Source organism: Chitinophaga sp., from assembly GCF_039596135.1.
In the GTDB taxonomy this organism is placed as follows: domain Bacteria; phylum Bacteroidota; class Bacteroidia; order Chitinophagales; family Chitinophagaceae; genus Chitinophaga.
Window position 1 is genome coordinate 101,709 of record NZ_JBCNKH010000001.1, and the last position, 24,112, is coordinate 125,820.

23 protein-coding genes are annotated in these 24,112 nt (G+C 45.3%); 5 read left to right on the top strand and 18 right to left on the bottom strand.

Annotated features, from left to right (window positions below; genetic code table 11):
* The first annotated feature begins 65 nt into the window (after positions 1 to 65).
* A complete protein-coding gene (locus ABDW16_RS00435) occupies positions 66 to 2,171 on the top strand; it encodes a S9 family peptidase (protein ID WP_343667139.1) in 2,106 nt (701 codons plus the stop codon).
* A gap of 470 nt (positions 2,172 to 2,641) precedes the next feature.
* Here ABDW16_RS00435 and ABDW16_RS00440 read toward each other — a convergent pair whose 3' ends face one another.
* The 3 genes from ABDW16_RS00440 to ABDW16_RS00450 form a co-directional block, all read right to left on the bottom strand.
* A complete protein-coding gene (locus tag ABDW16_RS00440) occupies positions 2,642 to 2,980 on the bottom strand; it encodes a tRNA-binding protein (RefSeq protein WP_343667140.1) in 339 nt (112 codons plus the stop codon).
* Positions 2,981 to 3,274: 294 nt separating this feature from the next.
* Entirely contained in the window at positions 3,275 to 3,829 is a 555-nt protein-coding gene (gene lptC, locus ABDW16_RS00445) for an LPS export ABC transporter periplasmic protein LptC (protein ID WP_343667141.1), read from the bottom strand.
* Between the two features lie 33 nt (positions 3,830 to 3,862).
* A complete protein-coding gene (locus tag ABDW16_RS00450) occupies positions 3,863 to 4,498 on the bottom strand; it encodes an LON peptidase substrate-binding domain-containing protein (RefSeq protein ID WP_343667142.1) in 636 nt (211 codons plus the stop codon).
* An 83-nt stretch (positions 4,499 to 4,581) separates the two neighbouring features.
* Between ABDW16_RS00450 and ABDW16_RS00455 the strand changes: the two genes are divergently transcribed.
* Both ABDW16_RS00455 and ABDW16_RS00460 read left to right on the top strand, forming a co-directional pair.
* Positions 4,582 to 5,601, top strand: a complete 1,020-nt coding sequence (locus ABDW16_RS00455) for a glycosyltransferase family 1 protein (RefSeq protein ID WP_343667143.1) — start codon at positions 4,582 to 4,584, stop codon at positions 5,599 to 5,601.
* Positions 5,602 to 5,621: 20 nt separating this feature from the next.
* A complete protein-coding gene (locus tag ABDW16_RS00460; RefSeq protein ID WP_343667144.1) occupies positions 5,622 to 6,665 on the top strand; it encodes a glycosyltransferase family 1 protein in 1,044 nt (347 codons plus the stop codon).
* 60 nt (positions 6,666 to 6,725) lie between these two features.
* Here ABDW16_RS00460 and ABDW16_RS00465 read toward each other — a convergent pair whose 3' ends face one another.
* Positions 6,726 to 7,598: a glycosyltransferase family 2 protein gene (locus ABDW16_RS00465; protein WP_343667145.1), complete on the bottom strand. Its 873-nt coding sequence runs from the start codon at positions 7,596 to 7,598 to the stop codon at positions 6,726 to 6,728.
* A 50-nt stretch (positions 7,599 to 7,648) separates the two neighbouring features.
* On the opposite strand from ABDW16_RS00465, the gene meaB reads away from it, so the two are divergent.
* Together meaB and ABDW16_RS00475 are read left to right on the top strand one after the other, a co-directional pair.
* Positions 7,649 to 8,554 (top strand): methylmalonyl Co-A mutase-associated GTPase MeaB, encoded by a 906-nt coding sequence (gene meaB / locus ABDW16_RS00470; protein WP_343667146.1) that lies wholly within the window; start codon positions 7,649 to 7,651, stop codon positions 8,552 to 8,554.
* A gap of 225 nt (positions 8,555 to 8,779) precedes the next feature.
* On the top strand, positions 8,780 to 9,040 hold the full coding sequence (locus tag ABDW16_RS00475) for a DUF2024 family protein (protein ID WP_343667147.1): 261 nt from the start codon (positions 8,780 to 8,782) through the stop codon (positions 9,038 to 9,040).
* 63 nt (positions 9,041 to 9,103) lie between these two features.
* On the opposite strand, the gene ABDW16_RS00480 is transcribed toward ABDW16_RS00475, so the two are convergent.
* From ABDW16_RS00480 to ABDW16_RS00545, 14 genes are all read right to left on the bottom strand, one after another.
* The gene (locus tag ABDW16_RS00480; RefSeq protein ID WP_343667148.1) at positions 9,104 to 9,319 is read right to left on the bottom strand and encodes a hypothetical protein; all 216 of its coding nucleotides are present in this window, start codon (positions 9,317 to 9,319) and stop codon (positions 9,104 to 9,106) included.
* 72 nt (positions 9,320 to 9,391) lie between these two features.
* Positions 9,392 to 9,961: a DUF420 domain-containing protein gene (locus ABDW16_RS00485; RefSeq protein ID WP_343667149.1), complete on the bottom strand. Its 570-nt coding sequence runs from the start codon at positions 9,959 to 9,961 to the stop codon at positions 9,392 to 9,394.
* 97 nt (positions 9,962 to 10,058) lie between these two features.
* Positions 10,059 to 10,739, bottom strand: a complete 681-nt coding sequence (locus ABDW16_RS00490) for an SCO family protein (protein ID WP_343667150.1) — start codon at positions 10,737 to 10,739, stop codon at positions 10,059 to 10,061.
* A gap of 129 nt (positions 10,740 to 10,868) precedes the next feature.
* On the bottom strand, positions 10,869 to 11,285 hold the full coding sequence (locus ABDW16_RS00495) for a cytochrome C oxidase subunit IV family protein (RefSeq protein ID WP_343667151.1): 417 nt from the start codon (positions 11,283 to 11,285) through the stop codon (positions 10,869 to 10,871).
* A gap of 46 nt (positions 11,286 to 11,331) precedes the next feature.
* Positions 11,332 to 12,006, bottom strand: a complete 675-nt coding sequence (locus ABDW16_RS00500) for a cytochrome c oxidase subunit 3 (protein ID WP_343667152.1) — start codon at positions 12,004 to 12,006, stop codon at positions 11,332 to 11,334.
* 31 nt (positions 12,007 to 12,037) lie between these two features.
* Positions 12,038 to 12,595 carry a heme-copper oxidase subunit III gene (locus ABDW16_RS00505; RefSeq protein ID WP_343667153.1) on the bottom strand — a complete coding sequence of 186 codons (558 nt, stop codon included), beginning with the start codon at positions 12,593 to 12,595 and terminating at the stop codon, positions 12,038 to 12,040.
* Between the two features lie 33 nt (positions 12,596 to 12,628).
* Positions 12,629 to 13,537: a heme o synthase gene (gene cyoE / locus ABDW16_RS00510; RefSeq protein ID WP_343667154.1), complete on the bottom strand. Its 909-nt coding sequence runs from the start codon at positions 13,535 to 13,537 to the stop codon at positions 12,629 to 12,631.
* Positions 13,538 to 13,656: 119 nt separating this feature from the next.
* The gene (locus tag ABDW16_RS00515) at positions 13,657 to 15,492 is read right to left on the bottom strand and encodes a cbb3-type cytochrome c oxidase subunit I (RefSeq protein WP_343667155.1); all 1,836 of its coding nucleotides are present in this window, start codon (positions 15,490 to 15,492) and stop codon (positions 13,657 to 13,659) included.
* Positions 15,493 to 15,609: 117 nt separating this feature from the next.
* A complete protein-coding gene (locus ABDW16_RS00520) occupies positions 15,610 to 16,644 on the bottom strand; it encodes a cytochrome c oxidase subunit II (RefSeq protein ID WP_343667156.1) in 1,035 nt (344 codons plus the stop codon).
* A gap of 73 nt (positions 16,645 to 16,717) precedes the next feature.
* A complete protein-coding gene (locus tag ABDW16_RS00525) occupies positions 16,718 to 17,926 on the bottom strand; it encodes a quinol:cytochrome C oxidoreductase (RefSeq protein ID WP_343667157.1) in 1,209 nt (402 codons plus the stop codon).
* Between the two features lie 41 nt (positions 17,927 to 17,967).
* Positions 17,968 to 18,630, bottom strand: coding sequence for a cytochrome c (locus tag ABDW16_RS00530; protein WP_343667158.1), 663 nt, complete (start codon positions 18,628 to 18,630; stop codon positions 17,968 to 17,970).
* 78 nt (positions 18,631 to 18,708) lie between these two features.
* Positions 18,709 to 19,311: a DUF3341 domain-containing protein gene (locus ABDW16_RS00535; RefSeq protein WP_343667159.1), complete on the bottom strand. Its 603-nt coding sequence runs from the start codon at positions 19,309 to 19,311 to the stop codon at positions 18,709 to 18,711.
* Between the two features lie 59 nt (positions 19,312 to 19,370).
* Entirely contained in the window at positions 19,371 to 20,858 is a 1,488-nt protein-coding gene (gene nrfD / locus ABDW16_RS00540; protein WP_343667160.1) for an NrfD/PsrC family molybdoenzyme membrane anchor subunit, read from the bottom strand.
* A 129-nt stretch (positions 20,859 to 20,987) separates the two neighbouring features.
* Positions 20,988 to 24,086 carry a TAT-variant-translocated molybdopterin oxidoreductase gene (locus ABDW16_RS00545; protein ID WP_343667161.1) on the bottom strand — a complete coding sequence of 1,033 codons (3,099 nt, stop codon included), beginning with the start codon at positions 24,084 to 24,086 and terminating at the stop codon, positions 20,988 to 20,990.
* Positions 24,087 to 24,112 lie beyond the last annotated feature (26 nt).

Genomic DNA, 24,112 nt, shown 5'->3' on the forward strand with positions numbered 1-24,112 from the left:
CTACCTTATATCAAGAAAATCCGGCTCTTAATGGCCGGATTTTTAATTTACAACAAATCCGATCTATGCAATTACGTCACTTCTCCAGGTGCATGGCAGCCCTGGGACTTTTATCCGCACCACTATGCGCCCAGAATAAAAAAGACCTTACTTTCGAACAGATCTGGAAAAATGCGCCTTCCGGCATTTCCCAGCCATTACCCAACATAACCGGTTGGGCAGATGACACTCATTATATCGAAGTGCGCAATGGCAAGTCTTACAAAGTAGATGTTAAAACCGGTGCTGCTACCGACTATAGCGAAGGTGGTATTTCCGTATCTGTACAGAATCACGACATTATCTACACAGCCGCCGATGGTACCACCACACAGCTCACGAACGATACCCTCACTGAGAAAAATCCCACCCTTTCTCCCGATGGAAAGTATGTGGCCTTTACCCGTCACAACGACCTTTATAGTGTAGAAATAGCTACCAAAAAGGAAACCCGCTATACCAGCGATGCCTCCGATGTGGTGTACAATGGCTATGCCTCCTGGGTATATTATGAAGAAATCCTGGGCCGCGCCTCCCGCTATCGTGCATTCTGGTGGAGCCCGGATAGCCGCTACCTGGCTTATATGCGCTTTGACGACTCACAGGTACCTGTATTCCCTATTTACAGCGAAAAAGGGCAACATGGCTTCCTGGAAAACACCCGTTATCCAAAAGCCGGCGACAAAAACCCTGAAGTGAAAGTAGGCATCGTACCCGTTGCCGGTGGTACTACCACCTGGGCAGCTTTTGACGAAAAGGCAGACCAGTACTTCGGCACACCTTCCTGGACACCCGAAGGCCACCTGTGGATACAATGGATGAACAGGGGACAGGATAACCTGAAAATCTATGACATAGACCTGGCCTCCGGCGCTAAAAAGGAAGTGTACGATGAAAAGCAATCTACCTGGATCGACTGGTTAGCAGAACCGGTTAACCTGGCAAAAGGCAAAGGCTTTATCCTGAAAAGTGATAAATCTGGCTGGGCACACCTCTATTGGTATAATAACGACGGTAGTCTCAAAAAGCAACTGACTACCGGCAACTGGACGGTGAACTATTCCGTAGCCCTCGATACAAAACAGGAACAACTCTACTTCGTAGCAAGGAAAGAAGCGGCTACCCGCACAGACTTATATAAGGTAAACCTGAACACTGGTGCGATCACCCGCCTCACCTTCGGAGAATACTACCATGCTACAGCTGTAAGCCCACATGGAGACTATTTCATTACCACCTACTCCAACCTCACCACACCTGCCCGCCTGGCGCTGGTAGACAATAAAGGGAAGGTAATCCGGGAACTGGGCGACAGCAAAGGCCCTCAATTAGCAAATTACAACCTGGCGCTGCCCAAATTAATGACGTATACCACCCGCGATGGGTTGACACTGCCAATGACGGTAACCATGCCGCTTCATATACAGGAAGGGAAAAAATACCCTGTGCTGATCAGTATCTACGGAGGCCCTAATGCAGGTACCGTATACGACCGCTGGACGAGCAACCTGACAGCACAATGGTGGGCAGAAAAGGGCATTATACAGGTAGTCATTGACAACCGTAGCTCAGGCCAGCTGGGTAAAATGGGAATGAACTATATCTATCGCAAAACGGGTATCTATGAAATTGAGGATTATATGGATGCCACCAAATGGCTCCGTTCCCAGCCTTATGTAGACACCAACAAAGTTTGCATCACCGGTGGCAGCTTTGGCGGTTACATGACCTGTATGGCCCTGACTTATGGCGCATCTGTATTTAACTATGGTATGGCGAACTATGCGGTAACCGACTGGCAGCTCTACGATAGCCACTATACAGAAAGATATATGGATACTCCTGCCGAGAATCCGGAGGGATATAAAATCACCACACCTATGCACTACCTGGATCGCTACAAAGGCTTAATCAGGATCGTACATGGCACCATGGACGATAACGTGCACATGCAAAACAGTATCCAGCTCGTCAATATGCTGGAAGACATGAACCTGCATTTTGAATTTATGCTATATCCGGGAGAACGTCATGGGTGGAGAACCAGTATCAAGATGCGGCATAGTGATATGGAGATGTATAGGTTTATCTATCGCTATTTACTGGAAGAGCCGTTTCCGGCAGAGTTATAAAAAAGAAACGGGGCTGCAAGACTACAGCCCCGAAAAATTTTAACCATATCTTTATTGAAAAACCTATACCAAAGGTGGGCTTATTTTGCATACGTACAAAACCCATTCTGGTGAATGCTATATTTTTGTTTGGGAACGCAATGAAAAGGAAGTTAAACGTAGGGGCTTTTGAAGGGAAAAATCGGTTTTTAAGGGGTGAATGCAAAAGATGAGCTATTAATGGCAGTACCTGCCTAAAATATAGAAGGGCGGTAGGAATACCGCCCTTGTAATAATTTTAACCATATCCTATGAAAAACCTAAGTCAAAGATATAGTCTACAAAAATGAGTTATCTTCCCATTTCCGTGAACGTTATAAAATAGTTCGTAAAACGGTAAGAATGAAGAGGTCAGTCGATATATCTTAAATAAGATAATATTAATTAAATTTTAAATTGTAATTATTTCTAATTACTAAGCAGCGCGCCCATTACCCTATTTGCAGGCCATTCTGCACTGCCCTGTCTGGTTGCAACAACACTATTTCCTTGTCTTTCCCCACTACCCCCAGCACCAGGCATTCAGAGAAGAAGTTAGCCACCTGCTTTACAGGAAAGTTTACCACCGCAATTATCTGTTTGCCAATTAAGGTGTCTTCACTATATAATTTGGTGATTTGGGCAGATGAACGTTTTATGCCCAGCTCAGGCCCAAAGTCAATTAATAGCTGGTAAGCGGGGTTTTTCGCCTTGGGGAAATCGGCTACTTCAATAATGGTTCCTACCCGGATGGCTACCTTTTCAAAATCCTGCCACGTAATCTGTTCCATAATATTATGATATTGAGACCTTAAGATAATAAAAAATGGTGGTAAGAGTACCGCCTGATAATTTAACCATGTCCCTGCCATTTATGGAATGTTATAATTTTCCCGGTAAGATGATTCTATAAACATATGCCAGAGTATCATTATATTATAAAATACATGGCTGTGACCACATACTTAATGGCATGGTTCTTGCGTTTTTATAAAGACAAAATTTTAGGTTAAAAAATAGGTTAAAGCGAAACGGCCCATCATTGCATACGCGATGATGGGCCGTTCTCGTTGAGGTGAATATCTTTAGTCCAGCATGGTAGTATCCTGCACTACAAATGGACCAGTAGGATGCATGATAGTATAGTTTGTAAAGTCCTGGTTGGAAATCAACCCGGTACCATACAGGGTATCTGTTTCAGTACTGATCCGCACAGGTGTATTGGAAATGAATTGTTGTTTTTTGGAATCCCAGTTCAGCTCTTCGCAGTCCAGTCTTTCCCCTTTCTTGTTGATAACCACCACATGATCTTTCAAAAAAATGTTGGCATCATTCTCAAAATATTTGCCATAGCGGGCTGTCAGGGTGCTCTCTACGCTCAGGGTATCATTGTAAAACAATACCTTCAGCCCGTTATTGAACTCTACATAGATAGGGTTTGCCAGGTGGCGAAGCATAGTAGGGGCTGTCAGATTGGCCTTTACATGACCATCCTGACTATACAGGGAGTTAATATTCTTCCCTTCTTCTACAGCGGCTGCTTTTTTATCGAGGCTCATCACAGCCTCCATATCGTTTTCGCACGATGCGGCGGCCATCAGGACCCACAGGAATGCTAAACGCGTAATGATCTTCTTCATATAAGTACTTCGGGCAGCAAAATTATACAATTCCTAAATATCACCTGCTGACAGGTTTCTAAAATGCCCATTCAAATTCACGCGGTCCTTTAGCCGTTCCATTTCCGCCATGACAGGCACGACTTTTAGCAGGTGTCGCTTCAGGTATTCCAGCCGCTGCAGTTCCTGGAACAGGTGCAGCACCTCATATTCCTCATGCAGGGACAAACCTGCATGGTGGGCAATGTCGTAGGAGAGGAGGTCATCATCCCCCTTTACGAAGTTTTTGTTTACCTGCAGCAGGTGGTGCAGCTCTCTTAATGCCTGCAAAACCTGTTTTTGTAAACGCTCGTTGGAGGTAAAGTGATTTTCCGGGTAATTGACAATGGCGCCTGAGTATAACTTCTCAGGAATGGATTTGATCACTTCCAGTATGCGAAACACTTTTATCCCCCTGGTTACCACATCCAGCTCCCCACTTTCGTAAGACTTTTCCACCCTTACCACATCTACAAGGGTACCGTACTCTACTATCTTATTGTTAATCACAGCCGGAATTCCAAAAGGTTTCTGCTCAGCAATACATTCCCGGATAAGCTGTTTATATCTCGGCTCAAATATATGCAGGTTCAACTGCTCTTCAGGGTAAACCACAATACCTAGCGGAAATATTGGAATGAAATTCGTCATGGTTTCTAAATTATAGAATATATATTTAACCCCCAATTACCATTCAAACTTATATGCCGCGACTTTTACTCGACTGTGAAAAAATGAAATACGCCAATACAGGACTCTTTGAATTCTGTAAGCAGCTGGGGCATGCCCTGCTGAAAAACAAAGCGGCCGATGAGGAAATGGTATATTATGTTCCGGAACAGTACCAGGGTTATTTTGGAGAGAATGCCACCTATATCAAAAAGAATTCCCTCCATAAATACTGGATGCCTACCTACTTCAGGCCGGCAGTATGGCATACCACCTTTCAATCGTCCAGGTACACACCACAGGCAGGCAATACCAAAATGGTCTTAACTATCCATGACCTGAACTGCATTCATGAAAAACAGCCTCCCGGGAAAGTCAAAGCTATCCTAAAATCCGTCCAGAAAAATATCGATCGGGCAGATCATGTTGTGACTATATCGCAATTCGTCATGAACGATGTGAAAACACACCTGCACCTGAAAGATAAACCAACCAGCGTCGTATATAACGGCGGCCACCTGGACGCCTTCCCCGACTTTGACGCGCCTGCTTACCGCCCTGCTAAACCATTTCTGTTCAGCCTTGGCGGGGTTAATGCAAAGAAGAACTTTCATGTACTGCCGGCCCTGCTGGTTGGCAATGATTATGAACTGATCATAGCCGGTCCCATCCTGGATGAGCACTATAAACAGCGCATCCAGGTAACCGCCCAGGAACACGGTGTTGCCGACAGGGTAAAAATTACCGGTGCTATATCTTATCCTGATAAATACTGGTACCTTCGCCATTGTGAAGGCTTCCTGTTCCCCTCTATTGCAGAAGGTTTCGGGATTCCCGTCATAGAAGCGATGACCATGGGTAAACCATGCTTCCTCTCTACCAAAACAAGTTTGCCTGAAGTTGGAGGACCGCTTAGTTACTATTTCCTGGATTTTGAACCAGCTGGTATGCAGGAGGTTTTCCGGAACGGCATGCACGATTACCGGCAAAAGAACCCTGCCAGTGCAATTCAGGCATATGCAGCGCGTTTTAGCTATGATAATATGGCAAAAGGTTACCTGGATATATACCGCAGCCTGTACTAAATCTCAATCATCATTTTTTTATGCACCGCATCGGTCTGGATTTCGAGAAATTAAAGTATCCACACAACGGTCTTTATACCTTCTGTTTACAATTAGGACAACGACTATTGAACCTGCAGCAGCAGGATGAACAACTGCTGTATTATATGCCTGAATCCTTTAAGGAATTTAACGGGCGATATGAAACCATCCCTTATAAATGGTATGACAGATATGCCTTCTTTCCTGAAAAGATGGATGTATTCCATGCTGTACACCAGACAGGGAACATCTGGCCCAGGAGGCAGGCGAAAAAAACGGTGGTAACAATTCATGATCTGAACTTCCTGTTCGACCAACGGCTAAAAAACTGGCAAAAGCAGTATCACCTGCGACGGTTGCAAAAACAGGTGGATGAAACGGATGTGGTAGTATCCATCTCAAAGTTTACGCTGAGTGTAATCAGGGAACATATCAGGGTGCCTGAAAGCAAATGTCAGATCGTATACCAGGGCTCTGAAGTAAAACAGTTCCCGGGGTTTGATACCCCATCATATAAGCCGCAAAAGCCTTTCCTGTTCTCTATTGGCATGCTGACGCAAAAAAAGAATTTTCATGTGCTACCTGCATTGCTGGTAGGGAATGATTATGAGTTGATCATTGCCGGCAGGCAACAGGGAGATTACGTCAAAAAGATTGAAGCGGCAGCTGCAGAATTGGGGGTGAGCAACAGGTTGAAACTGGTAGGGGGTATTACCGATGAAGAGAAATACTGGTATTACAGCCAGTGTCTGGCCTTCCTGTTCCCTTCGCTGGCCGAAGGTTTCGGTGCACCTGTAGTAGAAGCCATGCATTTTGGTAAACCTGTATTTTTGTCTGACAAAACGAGCTTGCCCGAAGTAGGAGGGGATGTTGCTTATTACTTCCGTGATTTCGCACCCGATGCCATGCAGGATGTATTTGCAAAAGGACTGGAACATTTTGCTGGCAATGATCGGGCAGATGCCATAAAAAAACATGCCCTGCAATTTAGCTGGGATGCTAATGCAAGGGCATATTTTGAATTATATCGAAGTCTTTATTAAGCAGGCCATAGGCCCACTCCAACAAAAACGCTTTTGCCTTTGGCAAAAGCGTTTTTGTTGTTAAATTATCTTATAATTTCTATAATCGAACAGTCGTTTACCGGTTCTTTTTTCTATCCAATACAGGATACTATCTTTAAAACCAAACTTCTTCCTGCTGATATCGTGCTCAAACTTCCAGTTCTTTTCCTCAATCCGTGACTGCATCACTGAAGGATGCGTGCCCCTAAATAGTTCCAGGCTATCCACCACACCGTAATCAAACTCCTGGATATTCACTCTCTTCTTCATCTTCTCATCGTTCCCGCCATGATACAACTGGAATGAATTATTCAGTTTTCTTGCCTGTGCTTCAGGATCCTTTACCCATCCATAATGATAGATGTGTGCATCTATCTGTTTCACATGCAATTTCTCACCTTCTTTTCTGAATCCCTGTGCATCGCGGTAAGAAGAGATCTTTTTGTCATTTCTAATCACCCTTATTTCATTCTTATACCACACTCTTGAATCTCCAATGTAATCGTAGCTGCCAAAGAAGTGCATATATTCAAACAATAATCCTTCTACTTTAGGATCATCTTTATATTTCTCCATAGCAGCCCTTATCGTAGCATAATCATTTTCATGTACCACTTCATCTGCCTGGATATAAAAACACCAGTCTGCATCGGGGCTCACATGCGCAAATGCCTTATCTGTTTCTACAGCCAGTATACGTCCTCCTTCTTTCAGCGAATCATCCCATACAGAATGTGTGATCTTAATTTTAGGAGAATCGATTGACTGAATGAGTTCCAATGTACCATCATCAGAGTCTCCTACACTTACAATCACTTCATCGCACAGTGGCAGGATAGACCTGATAGCTGCCAATACAGGATAATCATATTTAACGGCATTGCGAACAAAAGTGAATCCGGCTACTTTCATATAATAGTTATATTGGCTGCGAAGATAATCCGTTATTCGTAATTTAGAAGATGCGTTCTCTATTGACAGCCCTGTTACAGGGCTCACCCAGGGCATTGGCCCGATGTATCACACTGGTGGAAAATGAAGCCAATGGGTACGAAGGGCTGTTGGCAGACCTTCCTGCCAATGAGCATACCCGGGTAATCGGGATTACCGGCCCTCCGGGTGCCGGCAAAAGTACCCTTGTGAATGGGTTGATCGAACTGCTGCTGGCACAGGGAAAGAAAGTGGGCATTATCGCGGTAGATCCCAGTTCCCCGTTCAATTACGGCGCATTGCTGGGGGATAGGATACGGATGGCCCAGCATTTTAACAACGACAATGTATTCATCCGCTCTATGGCAAGCAGGGGAGCCCTGGGCGGTTTGAGCCCAAGGATCATTGAAGTCAGCGACCTGATGAAAGCCGCTGGTTTCGATTATCTCTTTATTGAAACGGTGGGAGTAGGGCAGAGTGAAGTGGAAATAGCAGGGATTGCTACAACTACGGTGGTAGTGGTCGTGCCGGAAGCGGGGGATGAAATACAAACGATGAAAGCAGGGCTGATGGAGATCGCCGACATTTTTGTGGTGAACAAAGCCGACAGGGATAATGCGGATGCATTTGTAAAAAACCTGCGCACACTGGCACATAGCCGTGTACAGGAAACAGCTGTTTTAAAAACAGTCGCTACTACCCATGAAGGGCTAACCGGGCTATTAGCAGCCATCGACCATCATCAACAGCAATTGACCCAACATCCTGAAAAACATGCTCAACTGCTGACTGAAAAAGCCTGGCTGCTTATTCAGCGCCAGCGCATGCGGGCGTTTAACAGGCAGGAGCTATTCCTGCAAATCAAGGCAGAACTTGAAAAAGGAGACTTTAACCTGTACCGTTTTCTCCGATCAGGCCAATATTTTTCACATTCTTAACTTCCGGTTATGTTAATGATTAGTTAACAAAAATGAGTGCTTCTTTAAGATCAAATTAATTCCTCATTTATTATAGTCTAATAATAAAATTATTATATCGAGAATGGCGGCATCACTTATTTGAGTAATCTTTCGTCAATAGCAAGTTAAAAATTTCATGTCCTTTATAGCCATCCCTACTTTTGTCTCACCTAGATTACTGTTATTGATTATTAATGCCTTATCATGGAAGTTGCTATCTTTGACACCTATGTAAAACGCCGGGAAGGAGGCTATATGCATTTTGACATTATTGTCTCCGTTGATACTAATTACGAAAGCGTCCTCACTTTCGGTAATGCTTACCTCAAATCCCGCTCACTTTCTGCTCCCGTTATTTCATCCCGCGATTGCAGGTTTTGCCATATGCAGGAGACTGTGCCCTCATGGGAAAAGAATATCCAGCAGCAGGGTTATCATATTTACGAACTGGAAGGTTGCAGGTAAATCTATAACCACAAAGGGCTGACCATTACTGATCAGCCCTTTGCTTATTATGATTTGTAATAGTTATTGCGCTTGTTGCCTGTTATTTCTGTAATAACGGATACCGAGCAGGGAAATGATGATGAGTGGCGTTACTGCCAGCATTAAAATTCCTGCATTTAGTCCCTTGGCAGGTCCTTCTCCCAGTTGTTGTGCTGTCTTGGTACAAAGAGAGCATTGTGCCATGGTTTGGGTGGTCAGGGCAAGGAGGAATATTGCTATTTGTCCAATCTTTTTCATGCTGCTAATTTACTAATAATTGCGTATGCCTTCGGCATAAGATGTAAGAAAGGGGGGCTTCGTAGAAGCAAATCAATAATAAGGCGAAATCATTACATACACAACCACCCCTGTCACTGCCACATAAAACCAAATCGGCCATGTAACCCTCGCAATCTTCTTATGCTTCTCAAAATCATTCTGAAACCCACGCAGCAATGTAAACAACACCAGCGGAACAATAATCCCAGCCAGCACAATATGCGTAATCAGGATAAAGAAATATACATACCTCAACCCACCTGCCGCCGCTTTCTCTGCCTCTGTTACAATATAATCATGGTTCACATCCCCATACATAGTAGACTTCACAAAGAAATGATATGTCACATACGATACCAGGAAAATAGCTGACAGCGCCACCGCAATCAGGTTCGCAGTCTTGTGTGCTTTAATGTGCTTTGTTTTGATAAAATAAAGACTCGCCAACAACAACACTGCCGTAGCTGAATTCAACGCCGCATGAAACAACGGCAATATCGTTACATTAAACCCCGCTTCCATATGCTGGCGCGGCAGGAACATCAGGAGCGCCACTACTACCGGTATCGCTATTGAAACAATCGCAATCGGCAGGTTTAGATTTTTGTTTGTAAGACTCATATCTCAGGATATTTAAAAGCAAAAAGTGAAACGGCAACGCTATTCTTAGCGCTTACACATTTCACTTTCATGCTTACTTTTCATTTTTTTATTTTTCTTATTCAGTGCCGGGATTCAAAATCCTTTTCAGGAAAGGAGGACGATGTTTTGCCTTCTCCAGGTGCAATACAGCGATATCATTTGCGACCTGACGAACAACATTACTGTCTGTTCCATCATAATAGCCCCTGATCTGACGATCCTTGTCCAGTAAGATCAGTTTCTCTGTATGAATAAAATCATCCGGTCCGCCATCTCCCTCTGTTACACTCACAAAAAATTCATGCCGGGCCAGATCATAAATATCCTTCTTACTACCAGTCAGCAACCACCAGTTATCAGGATTAATGTTGCGTTTTAAACCATATTGGCGCAGTGTCTCAGACGAATCTCTTTCCGGGTCTACTGTCAGCGACATTAGTTGCAGTAAAGTATCGCTCTTGATATACGCCTTTTGCAGCTTTTCCAGGTTTGCCATCATCTTAGGGCAAATGCTGGGACAGGAAGTAAAAAAGAAATTTACCAGCACCATCTTGTTCGGCACGTCATGCAATGATACCTGCTGACCCATCTGGTTGGTAAATGTAAAATCCTTTACCGTATGGTACACTGTATCATACGTTTTCTTCCCATCTTTCATCACAGTATCTACACGCTCCGCAATATAATGGCGGGGGAGTGGTACTGCATCTTCCCGATAGTGATCTACTATCAGGTAGCCCACCAATGGCAACAGCACGGCGAGTACTAATCCTAAAAGTCCTTTCTGTGTGATGGCGTATGGTATTAAGTGTGAACAAAAAATTACGCTTTACAATATCCGCATCGCTGGGGACAATGTAAAGCGTAACAGTATAAATGTAACAACTTATTCGTGATGTCCTCCCTCTTCATGAATCACCTGCACTTTCTCAACAGGCTTTGCAGTACCAGGAGCCAGGTTCTTGCGCATGTTCTTCCATGAATCACCATCAGCCAGGAAAGCGATGATAAACCAGATAAACAGCAGCAATGGCATCATGATAGTCATGATCAGGTTCTTAATTTCATGACCAAGGTGCATGAACTCAGCTACGATGAAGAACGCCTTCACAATGGTCAGACCAATGAAGATAGAGTTTACCAGCAGCTTTGGAGGGAAACCTGTATTCAGGTGAATCAACGCCAGCGTGATTTCAACAATCGTGATAATCAATAAAATCCAAAACGTTTTCCAGATGGTCTTGGTAGAGCTATCTGCTACGTGAACGTCCTGACCCGCGTCTGTATATGTTGTATTTGACATGTGTTCTCTTTTTAAAAATTCCAATTTACTAAATTCTCAATTCCGGTTAGAGCAGGTAGAAACAGGTGAATACGAATACCCAAACCAGATCTACAAAGTGCCAGTACAGACCAACCTTCTCAACCATTTCGTAGTGACCTCTGTCTTCATAAGTACCTTTCAGTACGTTAGACAGGATGATGATGTTCAATACCACACCGGAAGTTACGTGCAAACCGTGGAAACCAGTGATCGTAAAGAAGAAGTTAGTAAAGTTGCTGGTAGCAGCAGTACCATCAGCATTTACAAAAGGATTACGACCCCACCATGCACCTTCGTGATACAGGTGTGTCCACTCCCATGCCTGACAGCTCAGGAACGCGATACCACCCACAATCGTCCAGGCAAGCCACTTAGCTACATCCTTCTGACGACGCTGGTGACCGGCATGCACAGCCAATACCATGGTTACAGAACTCATGATCAGAATGAATGTCATCAAGCTCACAAATCCCATTGGAACATTTGCATGCCCCAGGCCTGGGAAAGAACGGAACACCTCGTTAGGGTCAGGCCATGAAGTACTCATGAAGCGGATCGTTCCATATGATATCAACAATGCTCCAAAAGTGAAGGCATCTGACAACAGGAAGTACCACATCATCAACTTTCCGTAGCTCACATTAAAAGGAGAATGTCCCCCGGACCACCATTTTTTCTTCGCTGTAACTGCTGTATCCATTGTTTGTTTTGTAAATTAATTTTTAGAAAGTTTATCTGGCGATACTCAGAAAAATCAAGAGGTAAATCCACAGAATGTCGACAAAGTGCCAGTAAGTAGAAGCTACCTCAATCGGAACTGAACTGTAACTCAATACTTTGGTTCTGAAGGCCCTGCCAAACAAGACCATCAAAGCGACTACTCCACCCAATACGTGCAGCAGGTGCACACCTACAATCACATAAATGAAAGAAGCAGATGCCGGACCATTTAAAGGCAGCCCATTATGTGCCATCTGTGAAAACCCAATCCACTGACACACTGCAAAGGCTATTCCTAACAGGGCTGTCAGCGTGATCAGCTGTTTGTATGCCTGCATATGTCTGTTTCTGAACTGCCTCACAGCCATCTGAACAGTTACACTACTGGTCAGGATGATTGCAGTGCTTGCCCAGAAAATCATAGGCAGATCGAACGTGATCCAGTTTGCTTGCGATCGCTTTACTACATACGCACTGGTAAAACCAATAAACATCATCGTGATACTCCCCATAGCTATCCATAGGGAATATTTGTGTGGATGTATCTTTTTGCGTTGTTCTAAACTCATCGCCTGCATCACTATTTATTCTTTAAAACCTTATTAAATATTATGCACTTTGTCAGCCAATAATGCCAACTGCATGATTGTAAGATAAATGTATGATCCAAACATCAGCTTGCGCGCTGCCGGAGCATCACATTTCCTATACAGGTTTACCGCACGGTAAAGGAAGAAGAGCGTAGCCAGCAATACGATGATTGCCGAAATGCCACCGCTGATTCTGAAAAGATAAGGAAGACCACCCAGTGGAATCAGGAGGAATGTATACATTACTGCCTGAATAGCGATCATCCTGTTAGGCTCCGAACCGTTTGGTAATAATTTAAACCCGGCGTTTGCGTAGTCTTTATGTCCAACCCATGCAATTGCCCAAAAGTGAGGGAACTGCCACACAAATTGAAGCGCATATAAAGACCATCCGCCTGCACCCAGTTCATCAGCACCAGCTGCCCAGCCAATTAACAGCGGCATCGCTCCCGGAATTGCACCCACCAGCACTGCCAGTGAATTCCATTTTTTCCAGGGTGTATAAATAAAGGCATACACTACCAGCGATAACAGGCTCAAACCAGCACTCAGCCAGTTGAATGCCCATGCCATAATCAATACACCAGAGATAGCTGTTGTAAAAGCCAGGATCCTGGCTTCTGTTTCAGAAACACGACCAGCCGGCAGGGGCCTTACGGCGGTACGTGCCATCAGCTTGTCTGTCTCTATCTCCAGCAACTGGTTGATTGTATTAGCTGAGCCGGATACCAATAAACCACCGGCAAATAATTCAACAATCTTTATCAACGAAAACTCCACCCCAGGCACAAGCAGGTAACCCACTACACTGGAAAACACCACCATAAAGGTCAGGTTAAACTTCATCAGCTGAGAATAATCCTTCACCTTACTGGCTACAGCATACGACAACGATAATTTTATGGAGTTTTCTCTAATCATTTCTTAGTCCATATCTGTGAGGTGCGCGCTCACATGGGTCCAAAAATATCAATCAATCTTCACTTTCGTATTTGAGGTGCCCTCCCTTTTAATGGGGGAGGGCAACCGGCAGGTCAGGATTAGTGACCGCCCTGAGCTTGTTCTTCAGGAGACAGTGGAACGGTCTGAGGAATGAAGTCCTGACCATCCTTGCTGTAATCGTAAGGCCAACGATGAACTTCAGGGATTTCACCAGGCCAGTTACCGTGACCAGGATTGATCGGAGTAGTCCATTCCAGGGTAGTTGCATTCCATGGGTTGGTTGTAGTCACCTTACGACCTTTGAAAATGCTATAGAAGAAGTTAAATACAAACAGGAGCTGAGTAGCAAATACCAGGATCACCACGATAGAGATGAAGTGGTTCAGATCAGCGAACTGTTTGAATGACTCCCAGTTAGAGTAGTCGTAATACCTTCTTGGCATACCCACCAGACCTTCGTAGTGCATTGGCCAGAAGATCAGGTAAGCACCACACAGGGTGATCCAGAAGTGGATGTAAGAAAGGGTATTGTTCATGTAACGGCCAAACATTTTCGGGAACCAGTGGTATACACCGGCAAAAGTACCGAAGAAGGCAGATACACCCATTACTATATGGAAGTGCGCGATTACGAAGTATGTATCGTGCAGGTGAATATCGATAGAAGAGTTACCCAGCCAGATACCAGTCAGACCACCGGAGATGAATGTGCTCACGAAACCGATAGAGAACAGCATACCAGGAGTAAAACGGATGTTACCTCTCCAGATCGTAGTGATCCAGTTGAACACCTTGATAGCGGATGGTACCGCAATCAGCAATGTCAACAGTACGAAGAAGGCACCCAGGAATGGATTCAGACCAGTTACGAACATGTGGTGCGCCCATACCAGGAAGGCAAGGATAACGATCGCGAACATGGAACCCACCATCGCCAGGTAACCGAAGATAGGTTTGCGGGAGTTAACCGCCATTACTTCAGATACCATACCCATTGCAGGCAGGATGATGATGTATACCTCAGGGTGACCCAGGAACCAGAATAAGTGCTGGTACAGGATGGCAGAACCACCTTCGTTGCTCAGTGCTTTACCATTTACGAACAGTTCGCTCAGGTAGAAGCTGGTACCACCGTGGCGGTCGAACAGCAGCAGGATGAAACCTGACAGTAATACAGGGAAGGAAAGTACGCCCAGTACAGCGGTGAAGAAGAAGCCCCATATAGTCAGCGGCATCTTGGTCATAGCCATACCTTTGGTACGCATGTTCAGAATAGTAGAGATATAGTTCAGACCACCCAGCAGCTGAGACACTACGAACAGTGCCATAGCCGACAACCAGAGGTCCATACCTATTTTAGAACCGATAGAAGCATCGCCCAGCGCACTCAATGGCGGATAAGAAGTCCAACCACCGGATGCAGGACCAGTCTGCACGAACAGGGAGCTCATCATCACCACGCTGGCCAGGAAGAAGAACCAATAGCTCAGCATGTTCATGAATGGAGAAGCCATATCGCGGGCACCTACCTGCAAAGGAATCAGGAGGTTGGAGAAAGTACCACTCAAACCGGCAGTTAATACAAAGAATACGAGGATTGTACCGTGCATAGTTACCAATGCATAGTAAGCTTCGTCAGTAATACGGCCACCTTTAGCCCATTTTCCCAGTATGCTTTCCATCCAGGGGAAAGTAGCATCAGGGAAACCCAGTTGCAAACGGAACAGTACAGAGAAGAAAGCACCAATGATAGCCCAGATGATACCGGTTATCAGAAACTGCTTGGCGATAGTTTTGTGATCCATGCTGAAAACATACTTCGAAATGAAGCTGCCTTCATGGTGCGCATGATCGTCGTGACCGTGGCCATGATCGTGCCCATGGGCGCCGTGCATTACCTCCTGTTGACTGTGCAATGTTGCTTCGTTACTCATAATCGGTGCTATTTATATAAAACTGATGTGCGTTCAGTTTTTCTTACAATTATTAAATGTCCTGTGCGTCTTGTGTGCGTCTAAAAATTTTTCTCTGGCTACAAAGTTACTACTTCACTAGTTTTTAGCCACCGCTTTTTGAGTGCTGTCGGCAGCTGCAGCGGCAGGAGCGGGAGTCGCGCTCTCATGTGCAAGATCATATTGAGCTTTCTGTTTTGCAGCCCAGGCATCGAATTCTTCCTGAGTTTCTACCACGATATTCGCCTTCATAGAGTAGTGACCTTTACCGCACATCTGATCGCAGGAAAGTTCATACACATAATCAGGATTGTCCATCTTTTCTCTCATTTCCTTTGTGGTATACTTTGGAGTTACCCACAGGGTAGTAGGGATACCCGGAACAGCATCCATCTTCATACGGAAAGCAGACAGACCTACGTCATGGATTACATCGCGGGAACCAATGATGAATTTCACAGGCTTGTTTACCACCAGGTGAATTTCGGTAGCCATATAGTCATCCTTATTCAGCTGATCATCCCAATCCTGACCCACAGGGTTGTTGGCATCGTTGATGTTCTTGAAGAACTTACGGCCCAGCTGACCATCTTTACCAGGGTAACGAACCAGCCAGTTGAACTGCTTGCCAGTTACTTCTACCACCATTGCATCTTTCGGTGCATCGGAGGTAAGGCGGAACCAGTGTCTTAAGCCGATTGCTACCAGGATTGTAAGAGCAATAGCAGGAATTACGGTCCAGATTAATTCCAGTTTATTGTTGTGAGGAAAATAGAAGGCTTTCTGACCTTCTTTTTCCTGAAATTTAAATGCGAACCAGAAAAGGAGGATCTGGGTGATAACGAATACGATACCAGTGATAACCAGTGTCCACTTAATCATGTTGTCGATACCTTCACCCTGTACAGATGCTGACTCAACACCAATCTTACCTTTCAGTAACTCATTACAGTAGTAAACACCTATCAGGCCTACCACCAGGAACACGATCATCAGGAAGCCGTTCACCTTGTTAGATTGCTGGCGCGACTTCTTTTCTCCCTTTAATATCGACACATATTCGCTGGCCTTCGCAATCTGGAAGATGACTACGAATATGAGCACAACTACTAAGACTGCTAAATATCCTGACATTGCTATTTTGAATAATTAAGTTATCTAATGCTTTACGATTTTACCTAAATCTATCTCCCGGTACTATTACCAATTAGGTGTGGTGGATAATACTTTCTTTCAGATAAGGGTGGTTCTTAGGAACCAGCGGAGCTTTAGTGAGCTGTCTTGCTACGAGGAAGATGATCAGACCAACAAAACCTACGCCCAGCCCCAGCTCATACCATGGGAACACCAGGTGCTGATATGTACCAGGACCTACCATCTGCCAGAAATCCATCCAGTGACCAGCGATGATCAGCACAGTGATGAAAGTCATGGAAGACCAGTTACGTTTAGTATCCCTGCTCATCAGGAACAACAGCGGCGTGATGAAGTTGATGATCAGGTTCAGGAAGAAGATAGGTCTCCACTCTCCCCACAGACGAGGTTTGAAATAAATAATTTCTTCAGGCATGTTAGCATACCAGATCAGCATGTACTGGGAGAACCAGAGGTAAGTCCAGAAGATGCTGAAACCGAAAGCGAATTTACCCAGGTCATGCAGGTGCTCTTCATTCACCATAGGCAGGTAGCCCTGGCGTTTCAGATAAATAACCCACAGTGCGATCAGGGAAATACCAGATACCCAGCTGCTCACGAAGGTATACCAGCTATACATAGTAGAGTACCAGTGTGCATCGATACTCATTAACCATAACCAGGGAGTAGTAGAACCCACGCTGAGTGCGTAGATAACTACGAAACCACCGCACATTACAGTATTTCTCCAGAGAATGCGTTTACCGTTTTCTTTGGAAAGATCCCATCCATCTTCTTCGATGGACATGTTGCGGAGTTTAATAGTAAACAGAATCCAGAGACCGATAGTCAGGATAGCTGCCACTGTGAAGAAAGTTGGATTGAGGAACGCGGATTTCCAGCTCAGGATTGGATCGTGAGCTACATGTTCTTTGTCAAGCCAATGGTAAATATGACCTGCCTTACCATACACCAGGCACATCAGGATTACGAAAAAGATACCACCCAATACAGGAACAGCCATAGAGATGGCCTCCGGTACGCGACGGAAACCAACCTGCCATGCACCATGTGCCAGGGTAGTGGCACCAATAAAGAAGGTACTGGCTAATACTACAAGTAGAAAGAATGAGCTGTTCTGCAGGAGGCCAGCCCAGAAACGTGTGGAGCCATGCTCACCACTGAATGCGAAAAATCCGATCAACAAAGTCAGCAAGCCAATCCCCATTAACACGAAGCTGGTCGTCTTTAATCTTGCCGGTACTACAAATTGGTCCTTCATTACTGTATATTAAAATACTTGATTAATGCTATTTTATTCAATTACTTGGTTGCAGTGCTGTCCGAAGTAGGAGCGGCTGCTGCAGAAGCAGGTGCAGGAGCTGCAGCTGGTGTGGTTGCATCACCGTCCACCAGAGCAGGAGGATTAGCGCCACCATTCTGCACGCTGCGGATATATGCAGCTATTTTCCAACGCTGTGTTCTGTCCAGCTGGCTGGCATAGCTACCCATCACGTTGTAACCATAAGTCATTACGTGGAACAGGCGGCCTTCGCTGTAGCTGGCTTTTGCACCGCTGGCCAGGTTGGCAGGAGCTGCTACATAAGGACCAGTTCCGTCCTTATACAGTGGACCATTACCATCCAGCTTAGCACCATGGCAAATAGCGCAATAAATATTGAATAAACGTTTTCCTTCCTCCAGATCCGCTTTCGCCAGAATCAGTGGATTTTTAACACCGTTAGCTAACGCAGTATCTTCTGCTTTCAGATGGTAAGGCAATAACTCTCCTCTCTTCACGGTGCCATCCACAGGTTTCATAGATGATACCTTCTCATTATAGAACTCATATGCACGGGATTCATACATGTCGGGCATGTAAATCCTACCGGGCTTTCTGTTATGCTCTCCCCTGTTGCATGATACCGATACCAAAGCTCCACTTACCAAAGCAGCTGCGATCAATATGTTGGAAGTCCTTTTCATCTGTTTATTATAATTCAAGCTTATATTCTGTATACTTCCCTGTAAGTCTGCTTTACAGCGAAGTTTTAAAATCGTTGTTTACGCGTTTACAGGTGCAATCTGTGCGTTCTTGTACAGGGTAGCTTCATCATCCTGATCGAAGCGACCATACCACCATCCTGCTTCCGCACGCTGCTCGTTGATTTCCAGACCACCAGCTTTTGCCAGCAGGGCTTTCACTTCTTCAGCGTTTGTTTTAGCAGTTACCTCGATAGCCATTACAAACAGATCATCTGTCTGACGTGGATGGAAGATGTGTTTCTTCACACCTGGCATCAGGTTACACAGGTAGCAAAAGGTCATTACCATACCTACCGCAGCGAACAGTACTGTCAGCTCGAAGGTGATAGGAATGAACGCTGGCAATGGGAAGTGTGGCTTACCACCAATGTTCAGCGGCCAGTCTGATGTAAAGATCCAGCTCATGCAGGATAATGCTGTCGTAGTACCACAGATACCATATATGAAACCGGCAGTATGCAGGCTGGTTTCACGGAGACCCATTGCATGATCAAGACCATGCACAGGAAATGGTGTGTACACATCATGGATTTTGTAGCCCGCAGTTCTTACTTTCTTAACTGCCGGAAATAATACCGCCTCATCATCAAAACTTGCTACAACGAAATTTTTAACCGCCATATGTTTAAAAAAATTCTAAGTCTAAAATGTCTATGTCCAGATTTCTTACAGCTATCAAATTAATTGTGAGCTGCATGTGCTACGGCATGACCTGCATGTCCGTGGTCGTCATGATGGCCATGAGCTACGTGCTCAAATTCTTCAGCAGAAAGTGGCTCCAGTTTCTCCATGTTGTCTCTCTTGAAGCTCTCACCGGAAGTTTTCAGTACGAACTTGATTTCCGCTACCGCAATTACCGGGAAGTATTTAGCAAACAGGAAGAAGCAGGTGAAGAACAGACCGAAGGTACCCATGTAGAAACCAACTTCTGGCCAGGATGGACGATAGTAGCTCCAGCTGGATGGCAGATAGTCACGATACAGGGAAGTACAGATGATTACGAAACGCTCGAACCACATACCGATGTTTACAATGATAGACATCACGAAGGTAACTACGATGTTTCTTCTCATTTTACGGAACCAGAATACCTGCGGTGTGATTACGTTACAGGTCATCATGATCCAGTAAGACCAGCCCAGCGGACCAGCTGCACGATATTTATAGAATGTTGCAAACTCGTAAGGTACAGCTGCATACCATGCCATGAAGAGCTCAGTCAGGTAAGCACAACCTACTACAGAACCAGTCAGTACAATTACTTTGTTCATGGCTTCCATGTGGCCCATGGTAATGTAATCTTCCAGTCCTAATACTTTACGTACTATGATCAGTAGGGTATTTACCATCGCAAATCCGGAGAAGATCGCACCCGCTACGAAGTAGGGCGGGAAGATGGTAGTATGCCAACCAGGTATTACTGAAGTTGCAAAGTCAAAAGATACGATGGTGTGTACAGAAAGTACCAGTGGGGTAGACAGACCTGCCAGTACCAGGGACAGGGCCTCATGACGCTGCCAGTGTTTTGCAGAACCGGTCCAGCCGAAAGATGCTACACCATACAGCAGCTTGCGCAGTTTGGTCTTTGCCCTGTCACGTACAGTTGCAAAGTCAGGCAGCAAACCTGAATACCAGAACAGCAGAGATACTGTGAAGTAAGTAGAGATCGCAAATACGTCCCAGAGGAGTGGAGAGTTAAAGTTCACCCACAGTGGACCACGGGTGTTTGGATAAGGCAATACAAAGAAGGCCATCCATACACGACCCATGTGGAAGATCGGGAACTGACCGGCACACATTACCGCGAAGATCGTCATCGCTTCTGCAGCACGGTTTACCCCTGTACGCCATCCCTGGCGGAACAGCAGGAGGATCGCAGAGATCAGCGTACCCGCGTGACCAATACCTACCCACCATACGAAGTTGGTAATATCCCAACCCCATCCAATTGTTTTATTCAGGTTCCACACACCTGTTCCATAATAAACTTCCCAGGTCACGGAGAAAACACCCCATAACAACAACGCTACGGAAATGAAAAAGCCAGCATACCACAGTTTACCAGGCTTCCCTTCAATCGGGCCGATGATATCTTCTGTTACCTGGTGGTAATTCTTCTCCCCATCAACTAATGGTTCTCTTAGTGTGGATTCGTACTTTAAATGCATAATTCTTTAAGCTTTTACCCCTAACCTTGGCTCTCGCTTCAGAATAAGGAGCTTTTATTGTTCTAAACTTAAAACTTTATCTCTCTGTTTATCTTTCGTTCTCTTTAGCAAAAAGCCAGCTTACGCTGACTATGCTTCGTGATGAGCAGCTTCTTCCTTCTTACCTTCTGCCTTAGGCTCAGCATCTTTGTTTCTGATCTTAGCCAGGTAGTTGATGGAAGGCAGCACGTGCAGTTGTTCCAGTACATAGTACATTCTGCTCTTCTGCTCTTCGTTACGCACTTTATAGATACGGCTTTCTTTATCGTTCACGTTACCGAATACGATTGCATCTGCGGAACAAGCCAGCTGACAAGCTGTTCTGGCTTCACCATCCTTCATCGGACGACCAGCTTTCTTAGCAGTCAGTTTAGCATCCTGCAATTTCTGTACGCAGAAAGAACATTTTTCCATTACACCACGGCTACGAACCACTACGTCAGGGTTCAGTACCATACGTGTCAGATCATCGTTCATACCACCTACATCGTACAGGTTGTTCTCGAAGCTATCTGCACCATTCCAGTCTCTCCAGTTGAAGCGACGTACTTTGAACGGACAGTTGTTAGCACAATAACGGGTACCAATACAACGGTTATAAGCCATCTGGTTAATACCTTCAGAGCTGTGGTTGGTAGCTGCTACCGGACAAACGTTTTCACAAGGAGCGTTGTCACAGTGCTGGCACAGCATAGGCTGGAACACTACTTCCGGGTTGTTCTCATCACCGCTGAAGTAACGGTCGATGCGGATCCAGTGCATTTCGTGCGCCTTGATCACCTGTTCTTTACCAACTACAGATACGTTATTTTCAGCCTGGCAGGCAATGGTACAGGCACCACAACCAAAACAGGTGTTTAAGTCAATTGACATACCCCATTTGATACCATGATACTGGTGAACATCCGGGTAGAGAGTACCATTCTTAACGAAGTTGCTGGTAGTATCCTTTGGATTGGATGCATCATAACCAAACTGATCCAGCTCTTTCCTGTCTTCGTTTACTTCCTCTGGGTTCTTGATGAACTCTTCCAGGGTAGTTTCTTTTACGATAGGACGGCCTTCGTAGCTGTTGTGAGTCTGGGTTACACCAATCTCATAAGTCTGGTTTGTTTTCTCAACTGCAACTTCAGGAGAGAAATAATCGCGGGTTGTACCGTTGAAGCTTACGAAATTGTAAACATTCTTACCTACACCAGCAGCAGCTTTACCTGCATTAGCGTTACGGCCATAACCTACTGCGATAGCGATCACTTCAGGATGGATACCTGGCAGGATCAGCAATGGCAACAGTACTTCTTTGCCATTTGCTTTTATTTTCAGAACGGTCTTATCGTTGTTGATTTCGTAATCATCACCCAGCTCACTACCAAAAGTTTTAGCGAGGGTGTTGGAGATTACAGCGTAGTTATCCCAGGTAGAACGGGTGATTGGGTCAGGCATTTCCTGCAACCATGGGTTGTTGGCTTCCTTACCATTACCGATTGCTACTTTTTCGTACAGTACCAGTTCCAGTTTACCGCCTTTCTTCGCATTGCTGATTTTAGCAGCTGCATCAGCTACATTACCAGCAAAAGAAGCACCACCTAATGCAGGAGCAGTAGCTGGTTCGATAATACCATCCTGCAGCACTTTATCCCATGCTTCCTGGCTACCCAGTTTGGAGATCCACTCGTTTTTCAGGAAATCTTCCCAGGCAGTAGTGTTGCCACTCCATGCCAGGAGGGAGGCTTCGAATGCACGTGTTTTGAACAGCGGCGCAATGGTAGGCTGTATGAAGGAGAAATATCCGGTGCGGCCTTCAGCATCACCCCAGCTTTCGAGGAAGTGGTGAGCAGGAGCAGCGAACTTAACGTTCTCGGAAGTTTCGTCTTTGTGAGAGTTGAAAGAAACAGTCAGTTTGGTTTTCTTCAGACCTTCGGTGAAAGCCGGAGCATTGTAGTAATCGTAGCTTGGGTTCACACCGTAGATGAACAGACCGCCCACAGCACCTGCGTTCAGATCTTTCACCAGTTGTTCCATTTCGCTATCGATACCCTGACGGTAATTAACGGTAGTGTTCCAGTCGATAGTAGTACCGTTAGCGCCGATCTGGCTGTTGATCGCATTTACGATAACCTGTACGTTTACATCGTTGGAGCCTGCTACTACAATGGCTTTACCATTGTTTGCCAGCAGGGCTTTAGCAGCTTTCTGAATACCATCTGCCAGGCGCTTGTCAGCAATGGCAGGAGCGCTTACTGCACCACCTACTGCATTCAGCAGGGCGAGGGCAACAGCACCGGTTTCAGAAGGCTTGTGGGTATATCTTTCGTCAGCATTTGCACCGGTTACACTCATCATGCTCTCGAAGTGGAAATGTTTGCTCATTTCCGGCTTCTTCTCATCGATTTTACGTGTAGAACCGTATTGCTTGCTATACTCAACAGGGTTTAACCAGGTACCCAGGAAGTCTGCATTCAGGCTCACGATCACTTTGGCATTTTCAAAGTGGTAAGCAGGAAGTGCACGCTTGCCATAAGAGGCTTCGTTAGCCAGCAGCATACCGGAGTAAGAAACTGCATCGTAAGTGACGTGACGGAAGCTTGGATATTTAGCCTGGAAACCAGCGATTACTTTTTTAGTAGAAGGGCTGATGATAGTAGAAGTCAGCAGTACAATTGGTGCACCTGCCAGACCGGCGAGGGCAGCGCCTACCTGTTTGTCCAGTTCGGACCAGGTAGCCTCAGCGCCTGCGATAGTTGGGAAACGCAGACGGGCCGCATCGTACAGGCTCAACACTGAACCCTGTACTCTTGCAGTTGAGGAAGTACCGGTGATAGAAGACAGTTCGTTACCATCCACCTTAATTGGACGACCTTCGCGGGTTTTTACCACCAAAGGAACGAACTCACCATCAACAGCGTATGTAGAAGCGTAGTAGTTAGGTACACCTGGAGTGATTTCCTCAGGCTTATTTACATAAGGTATTGCTTTCTTCACAGGTATTTCACAACTGGCAGCGATGGTAGCCGCTGCAGTAGTGAACCCCAGATATTTCAGGAAGTCCCTGCGTGGGGTAGTAGCATTCAACAGGCTTTCACTCTCCTCAAAAGGCAGATCCTCTCTAAATTCGTTATTCACAATCTCCTGATGTTCCTTGGTATTGTGCAACTCCTCCAAGCCTTTCCAATACTTTTTTTGCTCCATGTTATTTATACTAACGAGTTACGGAT